At 44.6% G+C, this 20687-nt stretch carries 16 protein-coding genes; 9 read left to right on the forward strand and 7 right to left on the reverse strand.

Translation table 11 applies throughout. The annotated features are described in order from the left end of the window. Positions 1–25: 25 nt before the first annotated feature. Entirely contained in the window at positions 26–820 is a 795-nt protein-coding gene (gene zupT, locus ACYPWY_RS03545) for a zinc transporter ZupT (protein ID WP_459684059.1), read from the forward strand. A 16-nt stretch (positions 821–836) separates the two neighbouring features. Then, a complete protein-coding gene (locus tag ACYPWY_RS03550) occupies positions 837–1643 on the forward strand; it encodes a DUF5672 family protein (protein WP_459684060.1) in 807 nt (268 codons plus the stop codon). Positions 1644–1683: 40 nt separating this feature from the next. Here ACYPWY_RS03550 and ACYPWY_RS03555 read toward each other — a convergent pair whose 3' ends face one another. Next, complete coding sequence (locus ACYPWY_RS03555; RefSeq protein ID WP_459684061.1) at positions 1684–2880, reverse strand: anaerobic sulfatase-maturation protein; 1197 nt, start codon at positions 2878–2880, stop codon at positions 1684–1686. Between the two features lie 256 nt (positions 2881–3136). After that, entirely contained in the window at positions 3137–3502 is a 366-nt protein-coding gene (locus tag ACYPWY_RS03560; RefSeq protein ID WP_459684062.1) for a tetratricopeptide repeat protein, read from the reverse strand. Positions 3503–3717: 215 nt separating this feature from the next. On the opposite strand from ACYPWY_RS03560, the gene ACYPWY_RS03565 reads away from it, so the two are divergent. The 7 genes from ACYPWY_RS03565 (at position 3718) to ACYPWY_RS03595 (ending at position 14221) form a co-directional block, all read left to right on the forward strand. Next, complete coding sequence (locus ACYPWY_RS03565) at positions 3718–4896, forward strand: M24 family metallopeptidase (protein ID WP_459684063.1); 1179 nt, start codon at positions 3718–3720, stop codon at positions 4894–4896. 76 nt (positions 4897–4972) lie between these two features. Then, the gene (folP, locus tag ACYPWY_RS03570) at positions 4973–5809 is read left to right on the forward strand and encodes a dihydropteroate synthase (RefSeq protein WP_459684064.1); all 837 of its coding nucleotides are present in this window, start codon (positions 4973–4975) and stop codon (positions 5807–5809) included. Positions 5810–5818: 9 nt separating this feature from the next. Continuing rightward, positions 5819–6589: a diadenylate cyclase CdaA gene (gene cdaA, locus ACYPWY_RS03575; RefSeq protein WP_459684065.1), complete on the forward strand. Its 771-nt coding sequence runs from the start codon at positions 5819–5821 to the stop codon at positions 6587–6589. 18 nt (positions 6590–6607) lie between these two features. Continuing rightward, a complete protein-coding gene (locus ACYPWY_RS03580) occupies positions 6608–7591 on the forward strand; it encodes a lytic transglycosylase domain-containing protein (protein WP_459684066.1) in 984 nt (327 codons plus the stop codon). Positions 7592–7622: 31 nt separating this feature from the next. Further along, a complete protein-coding gene (uvrA, locus tag ACYPWY_RS03585) occupies positions 7623–10397 on the forward strand; it encodes an excinuclease ABC subunit UvrA (protein ID WP_459684067.1) in 2775 nt (924 codons plus the stop codon). Between the two features lie 231 nt (positions 10398–10628). Beyond that, positions 10629–13361, forward strand: coding sequence for a fibronectin type III domain-containing protein (locus ACYPWY_RS03590; protein WP_459684068.1), 2733 nt, complete (start codon positions 10629–10631; stop codon positions 13359–13361). A 197-nt stretch (positions 13362–13558) separates the two neighbouring features. Next, entirely contained in the window at positions 13559–14221 is a 663-nt protein-coding gene (locus ACYPWY_RS03595; RefSeq protein WP_459684069.1) for a site-specific integrase, read from the forward strand. Between the two features lie 63 nt (positions 14222–14284). On the opposite strand, the gene ACYPWY_RS03600 is transcribed toward ACYPWY_RS03595, so the two are convergent. The 5 genes from ACYPWY_RS03600 to ACYPWY_RS03620 form a co-directional block, all read right to left on the reverse strand. Further along, positions 14285–15238 (reverse strand): methylenetetrahydrofolate reductase, encoded by a 954-nt coding sequence (locus tag ACYPWY_RS03600; RefSeq protein ID WP_459684070.1) that lies wholly within the window; start codon positions 15236–15238, stop codon positions 14285–14287. 11 nt (positions 15239–15249) lie between these two features. Next, positions 15250–16593, reverse strand: coding sequence for an RIP metalloprotease RseP (gene rseP / locus ACYPWY_RS03605; RefSeq protein WP_459684071.1), 1344 nt, complete (start codon positions 16591–16593; stop codon positions 15250–15252). A 92-nt stretch (positions 16594–16685) separates the two neighbouring features. Continuing rightward, positions 16686–17831 carry a 1-deoxy-D-xylulose-5-phosphate reductoisomerase gene (locus ACYPWY_RS03610; protein ID WP_459684072.1) on the reverse strand — a complete coding sequence of 382 codons (1146 nt, stop codon included), beginning with the start codon at positions 17829–17831 and terminating at the stop codon, positions 16686–16688. A 4-nt stretch (positions 17832–17835) separates the two neighbouring features. Continuing rightward, complete coding sequence (locus ACYPWY_RS03615) at positions 17836–18708, reverse strand: M23 family metallopeptidase (RefSeq protein WP_459684073.1); 873 nt, start codon at positions 18706–18708, stop codon at positions 17836–17838. Between the two features lie 533 nt (positions 18709–19241). Beyond that, a complete protein-coding gene (locus tag ACYPWY_RS03620; protein WP_459684074.1) occupies positions 19242–20510 on the reverse strand; it encodes a PLP-dependent transferase in 1269 nt (422 codons plus the stop codon). Positions 20511–20687 lie beyond the last annotated feature (177 nt).

The following is a 20687-nucleotide window of genomic DNA, read 5'->3' on the forward strand; positions in this document are numbered from 1 at the left end:
TCCTGTTGAAGTTAAAATTCGGAAAATGGAAAGCGGAAACATATTATTAGCATTTGCATTAACCACCATTGCCGGTTTATCGACCGGTATTGGCAGCCTGATAGCTTTTTTGGCAAAGCACACAAATACCAAATTCTTGTGCGCATCGCTGGGATTTTCGGCAGGTGTCATGATTTATGTTTCGTTTATGGAAATGATGCCGCAGGCAAATAGCCAATTAATCTCGATTTTTGGCGAGAAAACAGGAACCTTGTACTTGATATTTGCATTTTTTGCCGGAATAGCCCTGATAAACCTGATAGACTTTCTGATACCCGAATCGGTGAATCCCCACGAAATTCACAGTGTGGAAGAGATGAGCAATGATTCGACGCTAAGACGAACCGGCATTCTGGTTGCCCTTTCGATAGCTATCCACAATTTTCCCGAAGGAATAGCCACATTTACTTCGGCGTTGAACACCTTGGATATTGCCATCCCCATTACCGTTGCCATTGCCATCCACAACATACCCGAGGGCATTGCTGTAGCTGTGCCCATCTACCATTCTACGGGCAGCAAGAAGAAAGCCTTTTGGTATTCTTTTCTGTCGGGATTGGCCGAACCATTCGGGGCATTAATCGCATACTTCTTCCTGATGCAGTTCTGGAGCCCTGCGCTGAACGGAATCATTCTGGCAGTAGTATCGGGCATTATGGTTTTTATATCGCTGGACGAACTTCTGCCAAGCGCCGAAAAATACGGAAAACACCATATTTCTATCATGGGCCTGGTCGGTGGAATGGCCTTGATGGCCTTTAGTTTGTATCTTTTTGTTTGACAAATTAATATAGCGTATGCAAGCATTGGTCAAAGTGATTATTCCTGTTTATAAAACTGCCCTGTCGGAGTTTGAAAAAAAAGCATTATCGAATAACCTGAGTGTATTGTCGAAACATCCGGTTGTTTTTGTATCGCCCGACTCGCTGGACCTGTCGCCAATCACAGATTCCCTGGATAAGAATCTGAATATTAGTATCGAACAGTTTAACGACCACTACTTTTTCAGAGGCCTCGACGGATACAATGAGTTGCTGTTGTCCATCGAATTTTATGCCCGGTTCCGCGATACAAGCTATATATTGATATGCCATACCGATGCTTTTGTATTTCGGGACGAGTTAATTGCCTGGTGCGAAAAAGAATACGATTACATTGGAGGCCCCTGGATTGGTTCGGCAGACAACAAATGGGTAAATACAATCAATCATATACTGCATGTACTGAAATTGAAGAAAAAACGAGACCGGTGGCATTTGTTTCATGTTGGTAATGGTGGATTTTCGCTCCGAAAAGTAAAAACAGCCTACAAAATAGTGGAAGAATTCAGGGCTGTTATTGATCAGCTTCTTTCCGAAAGACCCGGTAATATTTTTGCGGTGGAAGATGTATTTTGGTCTTTCAAGGCAAAAGAACTACTCCCCTCGTTCGCGATTCCCCATTATGTCGAAGCATTGGATTTTGCCATGGACAGAAAACCGGCAAAAGCAATGAAGCTGAAAAAAGACCGGAACCTCCCTTTCGGCATCCACGGTCTGAAGAAAAAGGAAATCAGAAAATATTGGGAACCCATCATCGAACAAACCCTCAAATCAAAGTCCTGAACCGTGATTTTTACAAGATGAATAAGATTTCAGGGATTTTTTACCGCAAAAAATACCCCGATTTCACGGCATTCATTACATTGGCCGGCGCTTGGCCTTGCTGCAATTCGTTCCGCATAAAATCCATGTAGGGCGCCACATGTTCAAAAAATTGGTGATAGCCTTTGCACAAGTAGTTGAGTCCGGGTTCGCCTGTGGCTGTTTCTATCAAGCGGTTCTTGGGACACTCGCCATAGCAGGCAAACAGGTATTCGCAGGCTTTGCACTGGCCGGGCAATTTATCGTACTTGTCATTTCCAAACTGTATTTGCCTGGGCGAATACATCATCCCGGTCAAGGTTGCCGTCCTGATATTGCCCAATTTGTACTGAGGAAAAACAAAGTGGTCGCAGGCATACACATCGCCGTTAAACTCCATCACTCCGGCATGTCCGCAGGTTTTTGCCAGGGAACATAAGCCCGAAGACTCGCCAACCCAATTGGCCAAAGTAGAATCGAAATACTGGATATAAAACTCACCCACGTCATTCCTCACCCATTCATCGAAGATGCTTATCAGGAATTTTCCCCACTTTTCGGCGGGAACGCTCCATGAGGCCATTTTTCCGTCAATTTGTTCCACAATGGGCGTAAACTGAATAAAACGGCAGTCGAGCGCCTTAAAAAAGTGATAAAATTCGAGCGGGTAATCGACATTGAAATCGTTCACTACCCCCATTATATTGAACTCAACCTGATGCTTCTTCAATAAATTAATGCCGTCCATCACCTTCCTGAAAGAAGGGCCACCGGTAGCCGTTGTCCGGTATTTATCGTGCAAGCGCTGCGATCCGTCCACCGATATGCCAATGAGGAAGTTGTTGTCCTTGAAAAATCGGCACCATTCATCGGTCAGTAATGTACCGTTTGTTTGCAGGCAATTGTCGATTTGTCGGCCCCTGCCGTATTTTTTCTGAAAAGCCAATGCCCTTTTGTAGAAATTTATGTCGCGCATCAAGGTTTCGCCGCCATGCCAGGTGAAAAGCGCTTGCGCCATGGTTTGCGATTCGAGGTACTGGCGGGTAAATTCCTCCAGGGTGTCATCGGTCATCACAAACTTGCGTTCGTCGGGATATAACTCTCTCTTATCGAGGTAATAACAATATTTACACCTGAGGTTACACAATGCGCCAACCGGCTTGAGCATCACATAAACAGGTTTGGCAAATGCCGATGTATAAGTTGCTGTTGTATTCATATCGAGGGTGCAAAAATACTTCGTAGTTTTTTATGGGGAAATACCATGTGTGTGGTAGATTGGCGATTAATTTGAAACCTCAAATTATAGCCCATCGGTCTTGCATATCAATAGAAAACAGTCTCATTCTCCCTCATAGCTTGTCCGTAGGACATTCACCCGTGTATCCCCTACGGGGAAAATGGTTAATTGTAATGCTATTTTTCTATTGATATAGTATTTTCCTATTATAAAAGCAAAAATGCTGTTTTTCAGTTTAGGGGGTATCTATTTTATAATCATAACCCATGCGTTTTAATGCTTTTTGAGCCGATGCGCCACCTTGTTCGGCGGCTTTACGATACCATTTTACGGCCTCGGTATAATTCTTTGCTACGCCATCACCTTTTTCATACATATCGCCTAAATTGTGTTGGGCCACTATATTACCTTGCTCTGCCGCTTTGCGATAGCATTTTACGGCTTCTACATAATTGTGATTATCATAATATATATCACCCTTTTCGCACAAAGCCACAGGGTCTTCTTTGTAGAATAATATAAATAACAAAAGGGCAAAATAAAATAAACCAACGCATCCCAGTACAATTATTTTTGGATTTAGAGGGTTATTTTTCTTCATTTTCGATTCGATTTTTCCTTGTTACAAAGATAGATTTTTAATGAAAATAAAAAAATAAAAAATTAAATTTAAACGCGAAATTGCAACAAGGCAATGTTTTAATTAATTCTTTGCGCTTCTGCCTCTTATTTTTAGTCAACCAATCAACTCTCGTAGCTCCGTAACTTGTAACTCGTAACTAAAATGCGTAAATTTGCCGGAGGAAAAATATATAAATGAACATCTATCAAGAAGAATTAGAAAAGGATTTGCTTATCCGCCGGCATAAATTGCAGGCAGTGATGCAGCTAAATGGCGTTGATGCCTGCATATTAGCTACCAATCTCAACCTGTTTTATATGGCCGGATGCGTTTACAGCGGATACTGTTATCTACCGGCCGATGGCGAAGCTTTTCATTTTGTGAAAAGGCCGAACGACATAAATTTGCTGAATACCAGCTATATACGAAAGCCCGAACAGCTCGTCGAGGAGTTGCAAAAACACGACCTGCCGCTTCCGAAGAAAATACTGCTCGAAACCGATTCGCTGCCTTACAACGATTGCCTGCGCCTGATGTCCTCGCTACAGGTTACCGAAACACTCAATGCATCCACTACGCTGCGAAAGATAAGAAGCATAAAAACCGGCTTTGAATTGTCGCAGGTGAGGGAATGCGCCAAAATACATCAGGAAGTTTACAGCCAAATCCCGTCGCTATTCCGAAGGGGCATGACCGATTTGGAATTTCAGATTGAGATTGAGAGGTGTATGCGCTTGCATGGCTCGATGGGCTTGTTCCATACCTACGGCGAAAACATGGACATACACATGGGCAGTTTGCTCACCGGAGAGAATGCCGAAGCGCCCTCTCCTTTCGATTTTGCCTTGGGTGGAAAGGGTTCCGACCCTACTCTCCCGCTCGGAGCATCGGGAATAAAGATAGAGGAAGGGAACACCATCATGGTGGATATGGCCGGAAATTACAGGCCATGGATGACCGACATGAGCCGGATATACTCGGCAGGTAAAACCTCGGAGTTAGCCTACAAAGCGCATCGGGTATCCATTGAAATATGCAATGCGATTGGCTCGAAAGCAAAACCCGGCCTTGCCTGCTCCGATTTATACAACTTATCGCTCAACATTGTCAGGCAAAACAAACTGGAAGCTTATTTTATGGGGACTGGTCAACAGGCCAGGTTTGTCGGCCACGGCGTAGGTCTCGAAATAAATGAGCCTCCGGTATTGGCTCCCCGATCGAATGAAGTATTGGAACCCAACATTGTTTTGGCGGTGGAACCTAAATTCGTGATACCGGGCATTGGCGCTGTCGGCATCGAAAATACATACCTTGTAACTGAAACAGGATTGGAAAAGATAACCATCTTTGAAGAAAATATAATTGAATTATAAAGCCCCTCCAACCTCCCCGAAGGGGAGGCTCTGGATCCCCCCTACGGGGGGCGGGGGGGCTTTAAAGATAATTTTTATGAAAACAATCAATATAAAAGGGGAATTAATCGACCTCTCGCAGCCTGTTGTAATGGGCATACTGAACGTAACCCCCGACTCGTTTTACGAAAACAGCCGCAAACAGAGCGAACCGGAGATACTGGCACGGGTAGAAGAAATTATTGCGCAAGGTGGAGCCATTATTGATATTGGCGCACAGTCAACACGCCCCACATCGGCGCTTGTGGGCGCCGAAGAAGAAATCCGGCGGCTGGACTTTGCCCTGAAAGCGATACGGAGCAAGTATCCCGATGTGATTATTTCGGTCGATACCTTCTACTCGTCGGTAGCGCGATTCTGCGTGGAAGAGTATGGGGTGGATATTATCAACGATATTTCGGGCGGGGAAATAGATACGGACATGTTCGACACCGTTGCCGGGCTGCAAGTCCCCTACATCCTTATGCACATGCGCGGAATGCCGTCCACCATGCAAAACTTCTGCCATTACGAGAACCTCATTCAGGAGATATTCTATTATTTCTCGGAAAAAATCGCCCGCTTGCATCTGTTGGGCGTCAACGATATTATCCTTGATCCGGGCTTCGGATTTAGTAAAAATACACAACAAAACTATGAATTGATGTCTCGTCTTGCCGATTTTCATATTTTTGAATTACCTTTGCTTGTGGGGATTTCGAGAAAAACGATGATATATAAACTCTTGGACGCTACCCCGCAGGAAAGCCTCAACGGAACGGCGGTATTAAATACCTACTCGCTCCTCAACGGGGCCAATATACTGAGGGTTCACGATGTAAAAGAGGCTGCCGAAGCCGTAAAGATTGTTCAACAACTGAAAGTATTTAAGTAACAAAAGCTTATGTTCGATAATTTTGGGATAAAAGATATAATTGATATTTTATTGGTTGCATTTTTCATGTATCAATTGTATCTTCTCGTTAAAAAATCGGGCTCAACTACTATTTTTAAAGGTGTTATTACTTTCGTGATTATTTGGATACTTGTGTCCAAAGTCTTTGAAATGAGGTTATTGGGAGCCATATTCGACACGCTGGTCAATCTCGGCGTACTGGCGCTTATTATTCTCTTTCAGGACGAAATCAGGCGTTTCCTTATCTCTCTGGGTTCGAGCAAGGCCTTCAATTCCATAGCCGGATTTTTGGGCATAAAAACGACCAAGAAACGTTACAACATAGATGTAGCTCCTATTGTTCTGGCTTGTACAAACATGGCTAAAACAAAAACCGGCGCCATAATAGTCATTGAGCAGGAAATTGTTCTCCGGTTTATCGAAGAAACGGGCGAAATAATTAATGGCGATATAAATTCCCGCCTGATTGAAAATATTTTCTTCAAAAACAGCCCCCTTCACGATGGGGCGATGATTATATCCAACGGCAAAATCAGAGCGGCAGGTTGCATCCTTCCCCTATCGCAAAACCCCAATATAGCCAAACAACTGGGTTTGCGCCACCGGGCAGCCTTGGGCATAACCGAAGAATCGGATGCAAAAGTAATAGTCATATCCGAAGAACGAGGAAAAATATCTTTTGTGCAGGATGGCAAAATAAAATCCAATATTACGCCCGAAAAACTGCAAAGTATTTTGAATAAATCGTTTAATAAGTAACGGTAAGTACATCCGGTAATGAAGAATAAACTCATTTATATTTTACCCATTGTAGCCATTTGTGGATTGGGAGCCGTCTTTTTGTCGAATAAAATTATCGGCAAATCGGTTTTGGAGCGGAAAAATCCCTACGTGTCGTCTATGGTGCATTCTATTGAGGCGCCGGACGAAGTTATGTTTGCCGGAGAGACCACCAATCTGGAACGCTTCGATTTACACGAGCGCTACGACAGGGAAATCAACAGTTTTGCCTACTATCATTCCACCACCCTGCTACTGATTAAACGGGCAAACCGCATTTTCCCCATTATCGAACCGATACTGAAGGAGAATGGTATTCCCGACGATTTCAAATACCTGGCTGTTATCGAAAGCTCGCTGAATCCGCGCGCTTTTTCATCGGCCAAGGCTGCCGGATTGTGGCAATTTATGCCTGCTACGGCAAAAATATACGGCTTGGAAGTCGGCAACGAAGTGGACGAGCGCTATTCGATTGAAAAATCGACCAAAGCGGCATGTAAATACCTGCAAGCGGCATACACCCGGTACCGAAGCTGGAAAAGCGCCGCCATTTCCTACAATGCCGGTACGGGCAAAGTCAGCGACGAGAGAGAGAAGCAACAGGTGGACGATAGTCTGGATTTGTGGCTGGTGGAAGAATCGTCCCGCTACTATTTCAGGATGGTGGCGGCAAAGTATCTGTTTGAATCGCCTGCCCGATACGGATTTATCTTGCGTCAGCATCAACTCTATAAACCCATCGACTTCAAGGAAGTAGAGGTAAGCGAAAGCATCGCCGATTTATCGGAATTTGCAAAAGACAAGGGCATTACTTACGCCCAGCTCAAAGAATTTAATTCGTGGCTCCGCGACCGGAAACTGACCATAACCGCCAAAAACCCGAAAACATACACCATACTTGTTCCAAGCAAGGAATCGTTGTATTACCGAAAAGGAGAAAAAATAAAAGTCCACGATAAAAACTGGATTGTAGAAGATTAAACGTCGAAAAAAAGAGACAGAAATAGAGTAAATGAAAGAGTTTATTGAAGAAACCGAAGAAATAAGCGTACTGGGAGCGCGTGTGCATAACTTAAAAAATATTGACGTAAATATCCCCCGTAACTCATTGGTTGTGATAACCGGACTGAGTGGCAGCGGGAAGTCTTCGTTGGCTTTCGACACTATTTTTGCAGAAGGCCAGCGGCGTTATATCGAAACCTTTTCGGCCTATGCCCGCAATTTTATAGGCAATATGGAACGTCCCGATGTGGACAAAATCACCGGGCTTAGTCCGGTCATTTCCATCGAACAAAAAACCACCAACCGCAACCCGCGTTCGACCGTGGGCACTACCACCGAAATATACGACTTTCTGCGGTTGTTGTATGCCCGGGCAGGCGATGCCTATTCTTACGAGACGGGCGAAAAAATGGTTAAATACACCGGGGAGCAAACGCTGGAACTGATTCTGACCCAGTATATCGGCAAGAAAATATACTTGCTGGCGCCGGTTGTAAAAAACAGGAAGGGGCACTACAAAGAGTTGTTTGAACACATCCGCAAAAAAGGCTTTTTGCATGTAAGGGTCGATGGCGAAATAATGGAAATAATCCCCGGAATGCGTGTTGACCGGTACAAAAACCACAGCATCGAGATTCAGATTGACAAGCTTGTGGTATCGAACAAATTTGAGGATAAACTGAAGGCGAGCGTTCGTGTCGGCATGAAACAAGGCGACGGGTTAATCATGATACAGGACGTAGAGACCGGCGAAATCCGCCATTTCAGTAGCCGGTTGATGTGCCCCACAACAGGTTTATCGTATGCCGAACCGGCTCCGCACAATTTTTCGTTCAATTCGCCACAAGGTTCTTGTCCCAAGTGCAAGGGCTTGGGCGTTGTCAGTCAAATCGACATGGACAAGATTGTGCCCAAATCCGAACTCAGCATTTATGCAGGAGGTATATCCCCGCTGGGAAAATACAAGAACTCCCTGTTTTTCTGGCAGATAGAAGCCATTTGCGAAAAATACGGCATAAGCATCAAAACGCCGATAAAAGACATTCCCGAGGAAGCCCTCGACGAAATAATGTTTGGCGCCGAGGAGCGTTTGCAAATCAAGAACGAATCGTTGGGAAACTCCAATTACCTGGTTGCTTTTGAGGGTGTTGCAAAATACATCAACATGCAGCAGGAAGCTGAAGCCTCCGCTTCGGCTCAAAAATGGGCGGGACAATTTATTAAAACTATCGCCTGCCCCGATTGCAAGGGTCAGCGCCTGAATAAGGAAGCCCTGCACTACAAAATAAACGACAAAAACATCGCCGAACTCGCCGAAATGGACATCCGGCAACTGTACGACTGGGTGAAGGGCATGGACAAGCATATTTCGGAAAAGCAAAAACAAATTGCCGGCGAAATACAAAAAGAAATTCTATCACGGATTGGTTTCTTGCTGGACGTGGGCTTGGATTATCTGTCGCTGAACCGGGCATCGGCAACTTTATCCGGCGGCGAAAGTCAGCGGATACGTCTGGCTACACAAATCGGCTCGCAGCTGGTAAATGTGCTCTACATCCTGGACGAGCCAAGCATCGGCTTGCACCACAGAGACAACTTCAGGCTGATTAATTCGCTGAAAAAACTGCGGGATTCGGGCAACTCGGTTATTGTGGTGGAACACGACAAGGACATGATGCTGGAAGCCGATTATGTAATTGATATGGGTCCCTTTGCCGGTAGAAAAGGCGGAGAAGTGGTCTTTGCCGGAACGCCCGCCCAAATGCTCAAAGCCAATACCCTGACAGCCGACTACATAAACGGGAAAAAGCAAATAGAAATCCCCGAAAAAAGACGGAAAGGAAACGGCCTGAACATTGTATTGAAAGGCGCCACCGGACACAACCTGAAAAACGTGGACGTAACTTTCCCCCTGGGTACATTCATCTGCATCACAGGGGTATCGGGAAGCGGGAAATCGAGCTTGGTGAACGGCACATTGCAGCCTGTCCTCAGCCAGCATTTCTACAAATCGCTGGCCGATCCGCTCCCCTACCAAGCCATTGAGGGTATTGACAACATCAACAAAGTTATCAGCGTCGATCAATCGCCCATCGGCAGAACTCCCCGCTCCAATCCGGCAACCTATACCGGCATTTTTTCCGACATCCGCAATTTGTTTGTCGGCCTGCCCGAAGCCAAAATCCGGGGCTATAAACCCGGACGCTTCTCGTTCAACGTAAAGGGTGGACGCTGCGAGGCCTGCAGTGGAAACGGCTACAAAACCATTGAGATGAATTTTCTGCCCGACGTGCTTGTTCCTTGCGAAGAATGTCAGGGCAAAAGATACAACAGGGAAACCCTCGAAGTGCGATTCAAAGGTAAATCAATTGCCGATGTGCTGGATATGACCATCAACATGGCTGTCGAGTTCTTCGAGAATACGCCCCATATATTGAATAAAGTAAAGGTGTTGCAGGAAGTGGGACTGGGCTACATCAAACTGGGACAGCCGTCCACCACACTCTCGGGCGGCGAATCGCAACGGGTGAAGCTGGCCACCGAGCTATCCAAAATAGACACGGGCAACACCCTCTACATCTTGGACGAACCAACCACCGGCCTGCACTTTGAAGACATCCGTGTGCTATTGGACGTACTCAACAAACTGGTTGACAAAGGAAACACCATTATCGTGATAGAACACAACCTCGATATAATAAAATGTGCCGATTACATCATCGAAATGGGTCCCGAAGGCGGTATGCGCGGCGGCGAAGCGCTTAGTCAGGGATTTGTTAGCTAATGGTTAGTGGTTAACGGTTAATGGCCTCGATTGTAGGGGCAGGGGTTGCCTGCCCTCGTAAGGAACCGTAGGGGCAGACCTACGTGTCTGCCCTCTTTAGGGTTTACAGTAATCCTGCAAAACATAACTTTGAAACATGTTGCTTAAATTATAAAACCAAAATGATTTTTTTTCTTCTGTTTTTTGCAACATTGGCAATTTACCTTTGCAGTGAAATAAAATATTAAATTTATGAAAAAGATTTCACTGTTATTTTTATGTATGTTGGGAGCCTTATCCACAATGGCTCAAAAACCTGTCCCTTATCTGCAAACGCCAACCTCCAATTCAATCTGGGTAACATGGCGCACCGAAGCGTCATTGGAAAGCAAAGTTCATTATGGCTTATCCGCCGGTAATCTGGTGAATGAAGTCGAAGGTTCGACACAGGATTTAAAAGACCCGGGTGATAATTATACGAAAAATTACTACTTCCACGGGGTAAAACTTACGAACTTGCAGCCGTCCACCCGCTATTTTTATAAGGTGGTGAGCGGAAGTCTCGAATCGGATGTTTACAGTTTCAAAACACAGCCCGAAAATGGCTCGCAAGGCATTTACCGCTTCCTTATTCTGGGCGACCACCAGCTTTTTGACGACCGCTACGAGCGATTGATGAAAGCGGCTAAAAGCATTTGCGAAGCGAAGTACGGAACGCCGATAGAAGATTACATCAATCTGCTGACCAATGTGGGCGACCAAGTAGATACCGGTACGCTGACACATTACGAACAAGTGCATCTCGGCAGGTCGGAAACCCTTTCACCCAATTTGCCCATTATGACCATTGTCGGAAATCACGAAACGTATGGTACGCTGAAATTAGACGCTTACAATGCACACTTCTTTTATGATGAACTTTCGTACAAAGGCATTTCGAGCGGAAGCGAATTTTATTACGCTTTTCAGGCAGGCAGAGCCTTGTTCCTGATGCTGAGCAGCGAAAGCGCACATACGAACAATACGCAATTGGCTTGGGCGACGCAAGTTATTAATGCAGCCAAAGCAGACCCTGATATTGACTGGATTTTCAGCTACAATCACCGCCCAATACAGGCCGAACAATATATCGGAGACATTTCAGCTTGGGTGCGGGACAAAGTGATGCCTTTGCTCAACACCACCGAAAAATCGGTGATGAACGTTTCGGGACACCACCACTTGTATCACAGAGGCACATTGAGAGATTACCCCACCTATCACATTATCAATGGCGGAGCCGCATGGGACCAGCGCTGGGGGCAATCGACCGAAAAAGATTTTGATGATGTGCAAAAGACCATCGACTACTGGCCGTTCAACATTGTGGAATTGAACCCTGTAACGCATACCATGCACGTCGAAACGTATGTGATAGGCAATCAGGTAGAAACATTTTCCGCACCTGTTTTGGTGGATGAATTCTTCCGAACTTTCGGCCAGGCAAAACCGGCCAAGCCTTCGGTGGAAGCTGTCGATACCAGCCCGGTAGAACTGCCGTACACCTTTGTAAGCAGCCCTTACTCAACCACAACCGGCTATGAATATAACAGCGTACAGTTCCAGGTATCAGCATCCGATGATTTTGCCAAATTGGAATTTGACCTTATCCGCGACTTTGAAAATATTTATGGAGCGCATCCTGCCGATTGCGTACTCACCGACCTGAATCAGGGAGTTGATATTTTCCAGCAAACCATCGAAAAAACCCAGCTGTTCAACGGTGGTCATTACATCCGTGTCCGCCATCGCGACCGCAATATGGAATGGTCGGACTGGTCGGACCCTGTATTCTTTGAAACCGTCAACGGACTGGCCGGCAATCCCAGCATTGTGTCGGCGAAAAAAATATACGCTTCCGGCGAGCAGCTCTCCTTTTCGTTTGCCAATGCAACAAATTTGAGCGGGCAATGGATAGGCGTTTACTTAGAAACGCAAACGCCGACTTTAAGCAGTCCGTCAAAAACATGGGCATACAAAGCGGGAGAGTCCGGCGCCCAAACATTTAATTACACTACTCCCGGCGTGTATTATGCCGCTCTTTTCAAAGATGGAGAATATACCGTTATTGCAAAAACAGACCTGTTCTACATCGGCAGCGCTCCTGCACTGGGTACGGACAAGCGGAAATACAATGTAGGCGAAGCCATAACCGTCAATTTTACCAATGCGCCGAAGCTGTCGAAGGACTGGATAGGCATTTACAAAATGGGGGACATTCCCGGCACAGGAGCCGGTACGGTAACTTCTACGGCTTGGGCGTATGTCGGCTCCGAAAACTCATTGAACATTCAAAGCAGCAACCTGAAAAAAGGATATTACTTTGTTACTTACCTGATGCAAGACAAGTATTTTGAACCCGGCGAAAGAGTGTATATACAAATCGGCGACGACATTTCGACCCTCTCTCTTACCCAAGATGTGTATCAAGCGAATGAGAAAATCACTTTCCTGTTCGGAGGCGGACCCGGCACACCGAAGGATTATGTGGGGATTTACAAAGAGGGAGACACATATGGCGTTAATGAGCTTACTCATTACTTGTATGTTTATGGCGAAACATCGGGCAGCGTAGAGTGGGAAAATCACAACCTGCCCGAAGGAAATTATTACGCTTATTTGTTTACAAACGACAGTTACGATGCCGTTTCCAATAAAGTAGAATTTAGTATCTCAGCGGAGGGCGCTTTTGCTTCTTTAAATAAAACACCGTCAACAAAGGGATTCAGCATCAAACAAGACCTCAAAACCGGCAATCTGACGATAAGCACGACGCAAGCAGTCAGGGAAATAGCGGTGTACGATGTAAACGGACGCCTGTTGAAGCGGGTAGAACAGCCCGACAAAACGGTCAAGATTGACACGAGGCTGCTGGCAAGCGGAGTGTATTTTGTGCGCATATATTCGGACAACAACGTTCAAACAGAAAAGGTTATCATACGGTAAAATATATGATAATTATTCATTGAGGGGGGGCGAGAACCGGAAGTGGCCGGAAGAAATTCCGGCTATCTTTGGGCGTACCTTACCTCTACAAATGGGGCTGTCTGATTTTCGGACAGCCTCTTTTAAAATACATATAGTGATATGTATTCATAAGTAACAGACAGTGAATATGTTAATTGGTTTTAGGTAGAACGGATATGATAATAAAAATCCGCAATTCAACCCTAAAAGTGGAAACAGCCCTATTCTTATGTAGAGTAATATACACAGTCGGCTTGTACAGGGACTGGGATAAGGAAAGTCAATGCTTTATCGCCAAGTCAAGCGGTCTTTCGACGTATTTTTTCAGGGATATTGACGAGCAGTTTTTGCTTGATTATGCCTTGTATTTACAGGAACGCGGCGCAAAAAAAGGCAACAAAGGCGGTCTTGGCGAGCGGTTGCGGCAATTCTACGGCATATTTTACTACTCGAATAAAAAAGGACAGCCCGATACCGATACATCCTTATTTCAGTGTGTCAAGAAACACTATAAGAGAAATAAGAATACAACTCCCAAAACGATTCCCTACGAGATTATCTCCAAAATAGAGGACATGGATAAAAGTTGCTTTTCCCGGCTTGAACGCTTTCACATTGATTTGTTCCTGTTTTGTTTTTATGCAGGGGGAATGGCGAACGTTGATGCCTGTTACCTGACATGGAACTGTATTCAGGATGGAGTAATCATCTATGAGCGGACAAAATTTCCCAAAAGCGCAAAAATACCTTTATCGGACAAGGCAAAGGCAATTATAGACAAATACCGTCATTTGTGCGTTGGGGATTATGTACTGCCGGTATGTATTTATTGCATGTGAGTACAGACAAACAGAATTGCGTTCAGAAAATTTTGATACGCAACTGAGGGTAAGAAAGTATTCTCAATATATTTCCTTCGCTATTCTCCTGATGCTTTCCGAAGCCATCAGCGAGTAGAAGTGTATGCTTGGAACGCCTTGCGCTATTAAATCGCGGCATTGTTTAATTCCCCATTCTATGCCCACTTCAACCGATTCCTGATCGGTTTTGCATTTGCGAAGTTCGGAAGCCAGCTCTTCGGGAATTTCTAAGCTGAAAATTCGAGGAAGCGCTTCCAGTTGGCTTAGTAGCACAATGGGTTTAATACCCGGAATAACAGGAACTGTAATGCCTTCGGCACGGCATCTGTCAACAAAGGCAAAATATTTGCTGTTATCGAAAAACATCTGTGTAACAAGGTATTCGGCGCCGTTCTCAACTTTCATTTTTGCATAGCGAATATCCGATTCCAAGTCGGGAGCTTCTTCGTGCTTTTCGGGATAGCAAGCCATTCCGTAAGAAAAAGGAATTTCAAAGGCTTCGAAATTGGAGCCATCTACAGAAAGTCCTTTATTAAATTCATTTACCTGATGCTGAAGGTCGGTAGCGTGATTATTCACATTCCCAGCCAATTGGTCGGCTTGCAGATTTTTGTCGTCTCCCCTCAATAGCAGCAGGTTATGAACTTCCAGAAAGTTCAGGTCAATGAGCGCATATTCGGTTTCTTCCCGCGTAAATCCTTTACATATCATGTGCGGAACAGCCACTACATTGTATTTATGCTGTATGGCAGCCGCAATGGCCACCGAGCCCGGACGCTTGCGAACATTTATTTTCTTCACGCTTCCATCCGGCATATCCTTGTATAAATATTCGCTATGGTGCGTTGTAATATTAATATATTGCGGGTCAAACTCTATCAGTTTATCAATAATATTATAAGCTTTCTGAATACTGTTGCCCTTCATTGGAGGCAGTATTTCGAACGAAAAAGCTGTCTTTTTTGATTTGTTAATGAGGTCTGTTATTTTGTCCATTTCAATGCTGATTATTTAAATATTGCCTTAAACAAGTCGTTTCCATTGGCGTATATAAGCAGTGCAAACAGCAGTACCATTCCCACAACCTGTGCGCGTTCCACAAATTTGTCGTTGGGTTTGCGTCGCGTGATTACTTCGTAAAGCAAGAACATAACATGCCCGCCGTCCAAAGCCGGAACAGGCAGGATATTCATCACGGCAAGAATGATGGATAAAAACGAGGTCATCATCCAGAAAGCGTGCCAGTCCCATTCGGCAGGAAACAATCCGCCGATAGCGCCAAAACCGCCGAGCCCTTTAAAGCCTTTTTCGGTGAATATGAAACGAATTTGGGCAATATAGGCTTTTAGCGTTTCCATGCCAAAAGATATGCCTGCCGGTATCGAAGCAAAAAAGCCGTATTCATCTTCTCCTGTTTCGTAGTTGCCTGTTGTGCCGATAACACCAATTATTTGTTGTTCGTTGATATATACCGTAGCGATGTATCTCACCGAATTGCGGTAGAAAACAATGGGTACGCGTGTTTTTTTATACTCGTCGTTTCGTATTTGCGCTGTAAATTCGGCGAAAGATGTTACAGGTACTTTATTGACCTCAACAATGCTGTCGCCCTTTTGCAATCCGGCACGGTCAGCCGGCGAATCTACGGCAACGCTGTCTATTTTGGTCGATCCCCAAATAGTGAATGGGGGTATTTTTTCTTCCGAAGCAATTACTTTGTCGGCAAAATCATGGGGTATGTTCAATGTTAGCTCTTCGCCATTGCGCGATACGCGGATAGTGTCGGCATTCAGAAACTGCATCAAGGTGTTGATGGATGTTATTCCCGCCCGCTGCCTCATTTCTTCGCCATCAAGGCTAAGGATAATATCGTGATCCTGGAATCCGCCCGCATCTTTAACTGTTTGCGAGAAGCTCATCCCGTTTTCCACGCTATCCATCTTCACATACGAGTCGCCCCAGGAGAACAGAATCATGGAGTAGATAAAGAGCGCCAAAATAAAATTGAACACAACACCGCCCACCATCACCAAAAGCCGTTGCCACGAAGGTTTCGACCTGAATTCGTAGGGTTGGGGAGGCAGTTTCAGCTGCTCTTTGTCCATCGACTCATCAATCATTCCGGCTATTTTCACATAACCGCCCAAAGGCAACCAGCCGATACCATATTCGGTTTCGCTGTTGTGGGGCTTATACTTGAAAAGGGAAAAGCCCGGATTAAAGAACAAATAGAATTTTTCGACCCTGATTTTGAATATGCGGGCAAAAAGAAAATGCCCAAATTCGTGAACGATAACCAGTATCGAAAGGCTTAATATTAATTGTAATGCTTTTATCAAAAAAATTTCCATATATTATTGTTTATTTATAGTTACAAATTAAGCCCCCCCTGCCCCCCGTAGGGGGGATCATTGAATCCCCCCTACGGGGGGTGGGGGGGCTTTTATATCATATTCTCCGCAATCCTCCGAGCTTCATTGTTCGATTCTACATAGTCTTCGTAAGAGGGTGATGGCACGAACGATGCTTTTTGCATGGTTTTTTCTATGACATCGCTCATTTCGAGAAATCCGATTTGTTCGCGTAAAAAAGCGGCCACCACAATCTCGTTGGCTGCATTCAATATACAGGGCATATTGCCTCCTGTGCGTACCGATTCAAATGCAAATGCCAGATTACGAAATTTCTTTGTGTCGGCTTCCTCAAAAGTCATGCTTCCCAATTTGAAGAAATCGAGCTGTTCAAAATCCGACTTCAACCGGTAAGGGTACGACAGGGCGTACTGAATAGGAATGCGCATATCCGGCAAACCCATTTGGGCGATAACGGACGAATCCTGAAATTGAACCATGGAGTGAATGATTGATTGCGGGTGGACGACCACCTGTATCTGATCGGGTGTTACGCCGAAAAGCCATTTTGCCTCAATCATCTCAAAGCCTTTATTCATCAACGAAGCCGAATCAATCGTTACTTTAGCGCCCATACTCCAGTTGGGGTGTTTAAGCGCTTCGTACCTGGTTACTTTCTTCAACGTTTCCTCCGGGCAGTTTCGGAAAGGGCCGCCCGAAGCCGTCAGCAATATCTTTTCGATAGGGCTGCGTTCGCCGGTCAGGCACTGGAATATGGCCGAATGCTCCGAATCGACAGGCAAAATCGGAACCCGTTTTTCGAGCGCCAGATTCATAATCAGTTCACCTGCCACAACAAGCGTTTCCTTGTTGGCCAGCGCGATTGTTTTTCCTGCCTTTATGGCATTGATGGTTGGTTTCAGCCCTGCATAGCCAACCATAGCTGTCAGTACAATATCTATCGGTTCGCTTTCAACCACCTGGGCAATAGCTTCACTTCCTGCCCAAACCTTCACCGGAAGATCTTCCAAAGCATCTTTTAGCTGTGGATAAAGGCTTTCGTTGGCAATAACAACCACTTCGGGCTGAAATTCGCAAGCCTGAGCAATCAACAAATCGACTTGTGTGTTAGCTGTCAGGGCATACACCTCAAACTCTTCGGGATGCTGGCGTACAACATCCAGCGCCTGTGTTCCTATCGAACCTGTTGAACCTAATATAGCGAGTCTGCGTTTCATCTTATCAGAATGAAATATATAGTTCGGGATTTACCGGATTTCCTTTATACCAAAGCTCGAAGTGCAGGTGTTCGCCATTCGACAACTTCCCTGTATCTCCGATGATGGCTATTGCCTCTCCTGTACGCACTTTGTCCCCGATTTTTTTCAGTACGGCGGCGTTGTGCTTATATACGGATACAAATCCGGTTTTATGTTGTATTTGCACCACATTTCCCACATTGGGGTCATTTCCTACAAAGATAACCGTCCCTTCGAGAATGGCCACTACACTTTCTTTGGGAGCAGCAACAATATCTATGCCATAATGTTGTATAGACGGATTGTATTTATCCGACACCAACCCTTTTACGGGCGGGAAGAACGTAATCCTTTCGGTAGGTGGAGCCGCCTCGGAGGGTAAAACAGAGATGTTGTATTTCTCTTCGTCTTCAAATTTCCCGGTGTATTTTTTCTCCAGTTTGCTGCTTAACAGGGCCGGATCGCTTTCGTTAATGGCAATTGTGTCGATGTAATTGATTGAGTCAATTTGGGTTCTTCCTTCAAAAACATTTTGCAAGTTGGCCAGATAGGCAGCCTGATAGAGCAATTGCTGTTCGATGGAGTCGGTACGCACCGCCGAATTGATGGCCTGTGCGCGGATTTCCGTGTCCAAGTACCCGGGCAGGTAGTTCCTGATAGGCGTTGTGATAATCAGAATAGATGTCAGAAATACAAAAAAGAACATAAAGCCCAGGAAAAACACAGCCCCCGTAAACTTGGAAACGCGAAAATTCATCACCTCCTCCAAGGTATTTTCGTTAATAATCGAAAGCTTGTACTTGAAGTGTATCCGTTTCCAGAAATTATGTTTATTCTTATCCTTTCGTTTAGCCATTTATGATTAATCACTTTTTCGGAACTGCAAATTTAGTAAAAAAATGCGTAGAATTTGGTGGATAAGGAATTTTAGGAGTGATTGTTATTATTTTTTGTAATTGTAAATATTTCAATACTTACTTTCCCTACCCAAAAAACTGTCTTTTTTCAAAAAAAGAAAAACTATCTTTGCTCAATCGAAAATAGCAATAGAAAGATGAAACAGATTGTTATTGAGGAACTCAAGCGGATTGCCACTGATTCTGAATTGACTCATTCATAGTGCAAAGATACAAAATTTTCAAGTATATACCAATACTTTTTTAATCTATTTATAACCAATAAGTTAATTAAATTCGGGATAACGGAAAATAAACTTTTTTGTTTGTTCTTTCCGGTTTTTCACCCAATTAATAGCAAATAATCCTAATCTTATGTAGGCAAATAGGAATGACCAGGCAAATTCACGCAAATAATTTTACAATTTGCGTGAATCCGCGTAATTTGCGTTCTTCCTGTGTATCGAATATCGACTTATGACGAAACCAAGGCTCAAATCAATTCCAAAGCCGCATCTATATCTTTCTTCAAATCCGAAATATCTTCCAATCCTACTGAAAAGCGGAGTAGGGTATCTTCTATGCCCATCACCTTTTTCATCTCGGGCGAAAAAGAGCAGTAGATGGTAGAATCGGGATGAATAACCAGGGTTTTATTGTCGAAGAGGTTCGTTGCGCGACGAATAACCTTCAAGCCGTCCATAAATTTATAACAGTCGGCTTTCGACGCTAAATTAATGGTGAACATCGCGCCCGGATTATTGATAAACAAGGCATCGGAAATGGCTTTGTAAGGCGAACTTTCCAGCTTTGGATAATTCGATTTCACTACCTTACCGTGTCCTCCCAGATATTGTGCCAACTCGTAAGCCACCTGCGACATTTTTTCGTAGCGCAATTGTAGCGACTCCATGCCCAAGGACTGTAAATAGGCATTGTCGGGAGCCATCGTAGCGCCTATGTTACGGGCAATCTCGGCACGAAGCTTGAACGTAAATCGCGACATGCCTTTGGGTTTGGGTAAGCTGGCCAATTTTCTGTTATTCTTTCCATCATAGGTTCCGTAGTCGATAATTGCGCCTCCCATGCTGGTTGCGCCTCCCGAAATGTATTTGGTTGTCGATACCACTTCAATATCCACGCCCGCTTTTTTGGCATCGATGCCGCACCAGGGAATGATAGTTGTATCGATAATCATGGGTACGTTTTGCGCTTTCAGTATTTTTGATATTTCGGGCAAGTTGGCTATCTCCAGGTGTGGATTGGTGATTACCTCGGTGAAGAAAGCGCAGGTGTTTTCGTCAACGGCTGCCTTTATTTCATCCAGATTATCGGTGTTCACAAAACGAACCTCCACGCCAAATTCGGCCAATGTTGATTTAAGAAACGAAAAAGTATTGCCAAACAAATGCGGAGAAGCTACAATGTTGCTTCCGGCGTAGGCTAAAGTGAGAAATGTGTTGGAAATGGCCGCCATACCCGAAGCCAATGCAATTACATTCTCGGCTCCTGACGCGGCTTTTATCTTATTCTCCAGATTATTGACAGTCGGATTCGAGATTCGTGTATAGGTATGTAAATCGGTTCGGTACTGAAACGCCGCCGCTATTATCTCCGAGTTGGCAAACTCGAAAGCCGCATTCCGGTATATCGGCATATTTATGGCGCCATGTGCATCGGGTGTTGGGAACCCACAATTAATCACCCTTGTCGAAAACGACGGATTGCAACCATCTTCTTCTTGCTTTGTTGATGTACTCATAGTTATATAGAAACTTTTAATGTTATTGTAAATAGTTAAATATCAGCCGGTTGGTTAAATCTCTTTTGTGCATTTACAATTGTCAACCAATCCACTCGAAAAAGAGCCGCAAGTTATAAAAAAATTGTTAGATAGTCAAATAATTCAAAGTTCAAACTTTAGGGTTCAATGTTCTAA

The sequence above is a fragment of the Viscerimonas tarda genome (genome assembly GCF_054601255.1).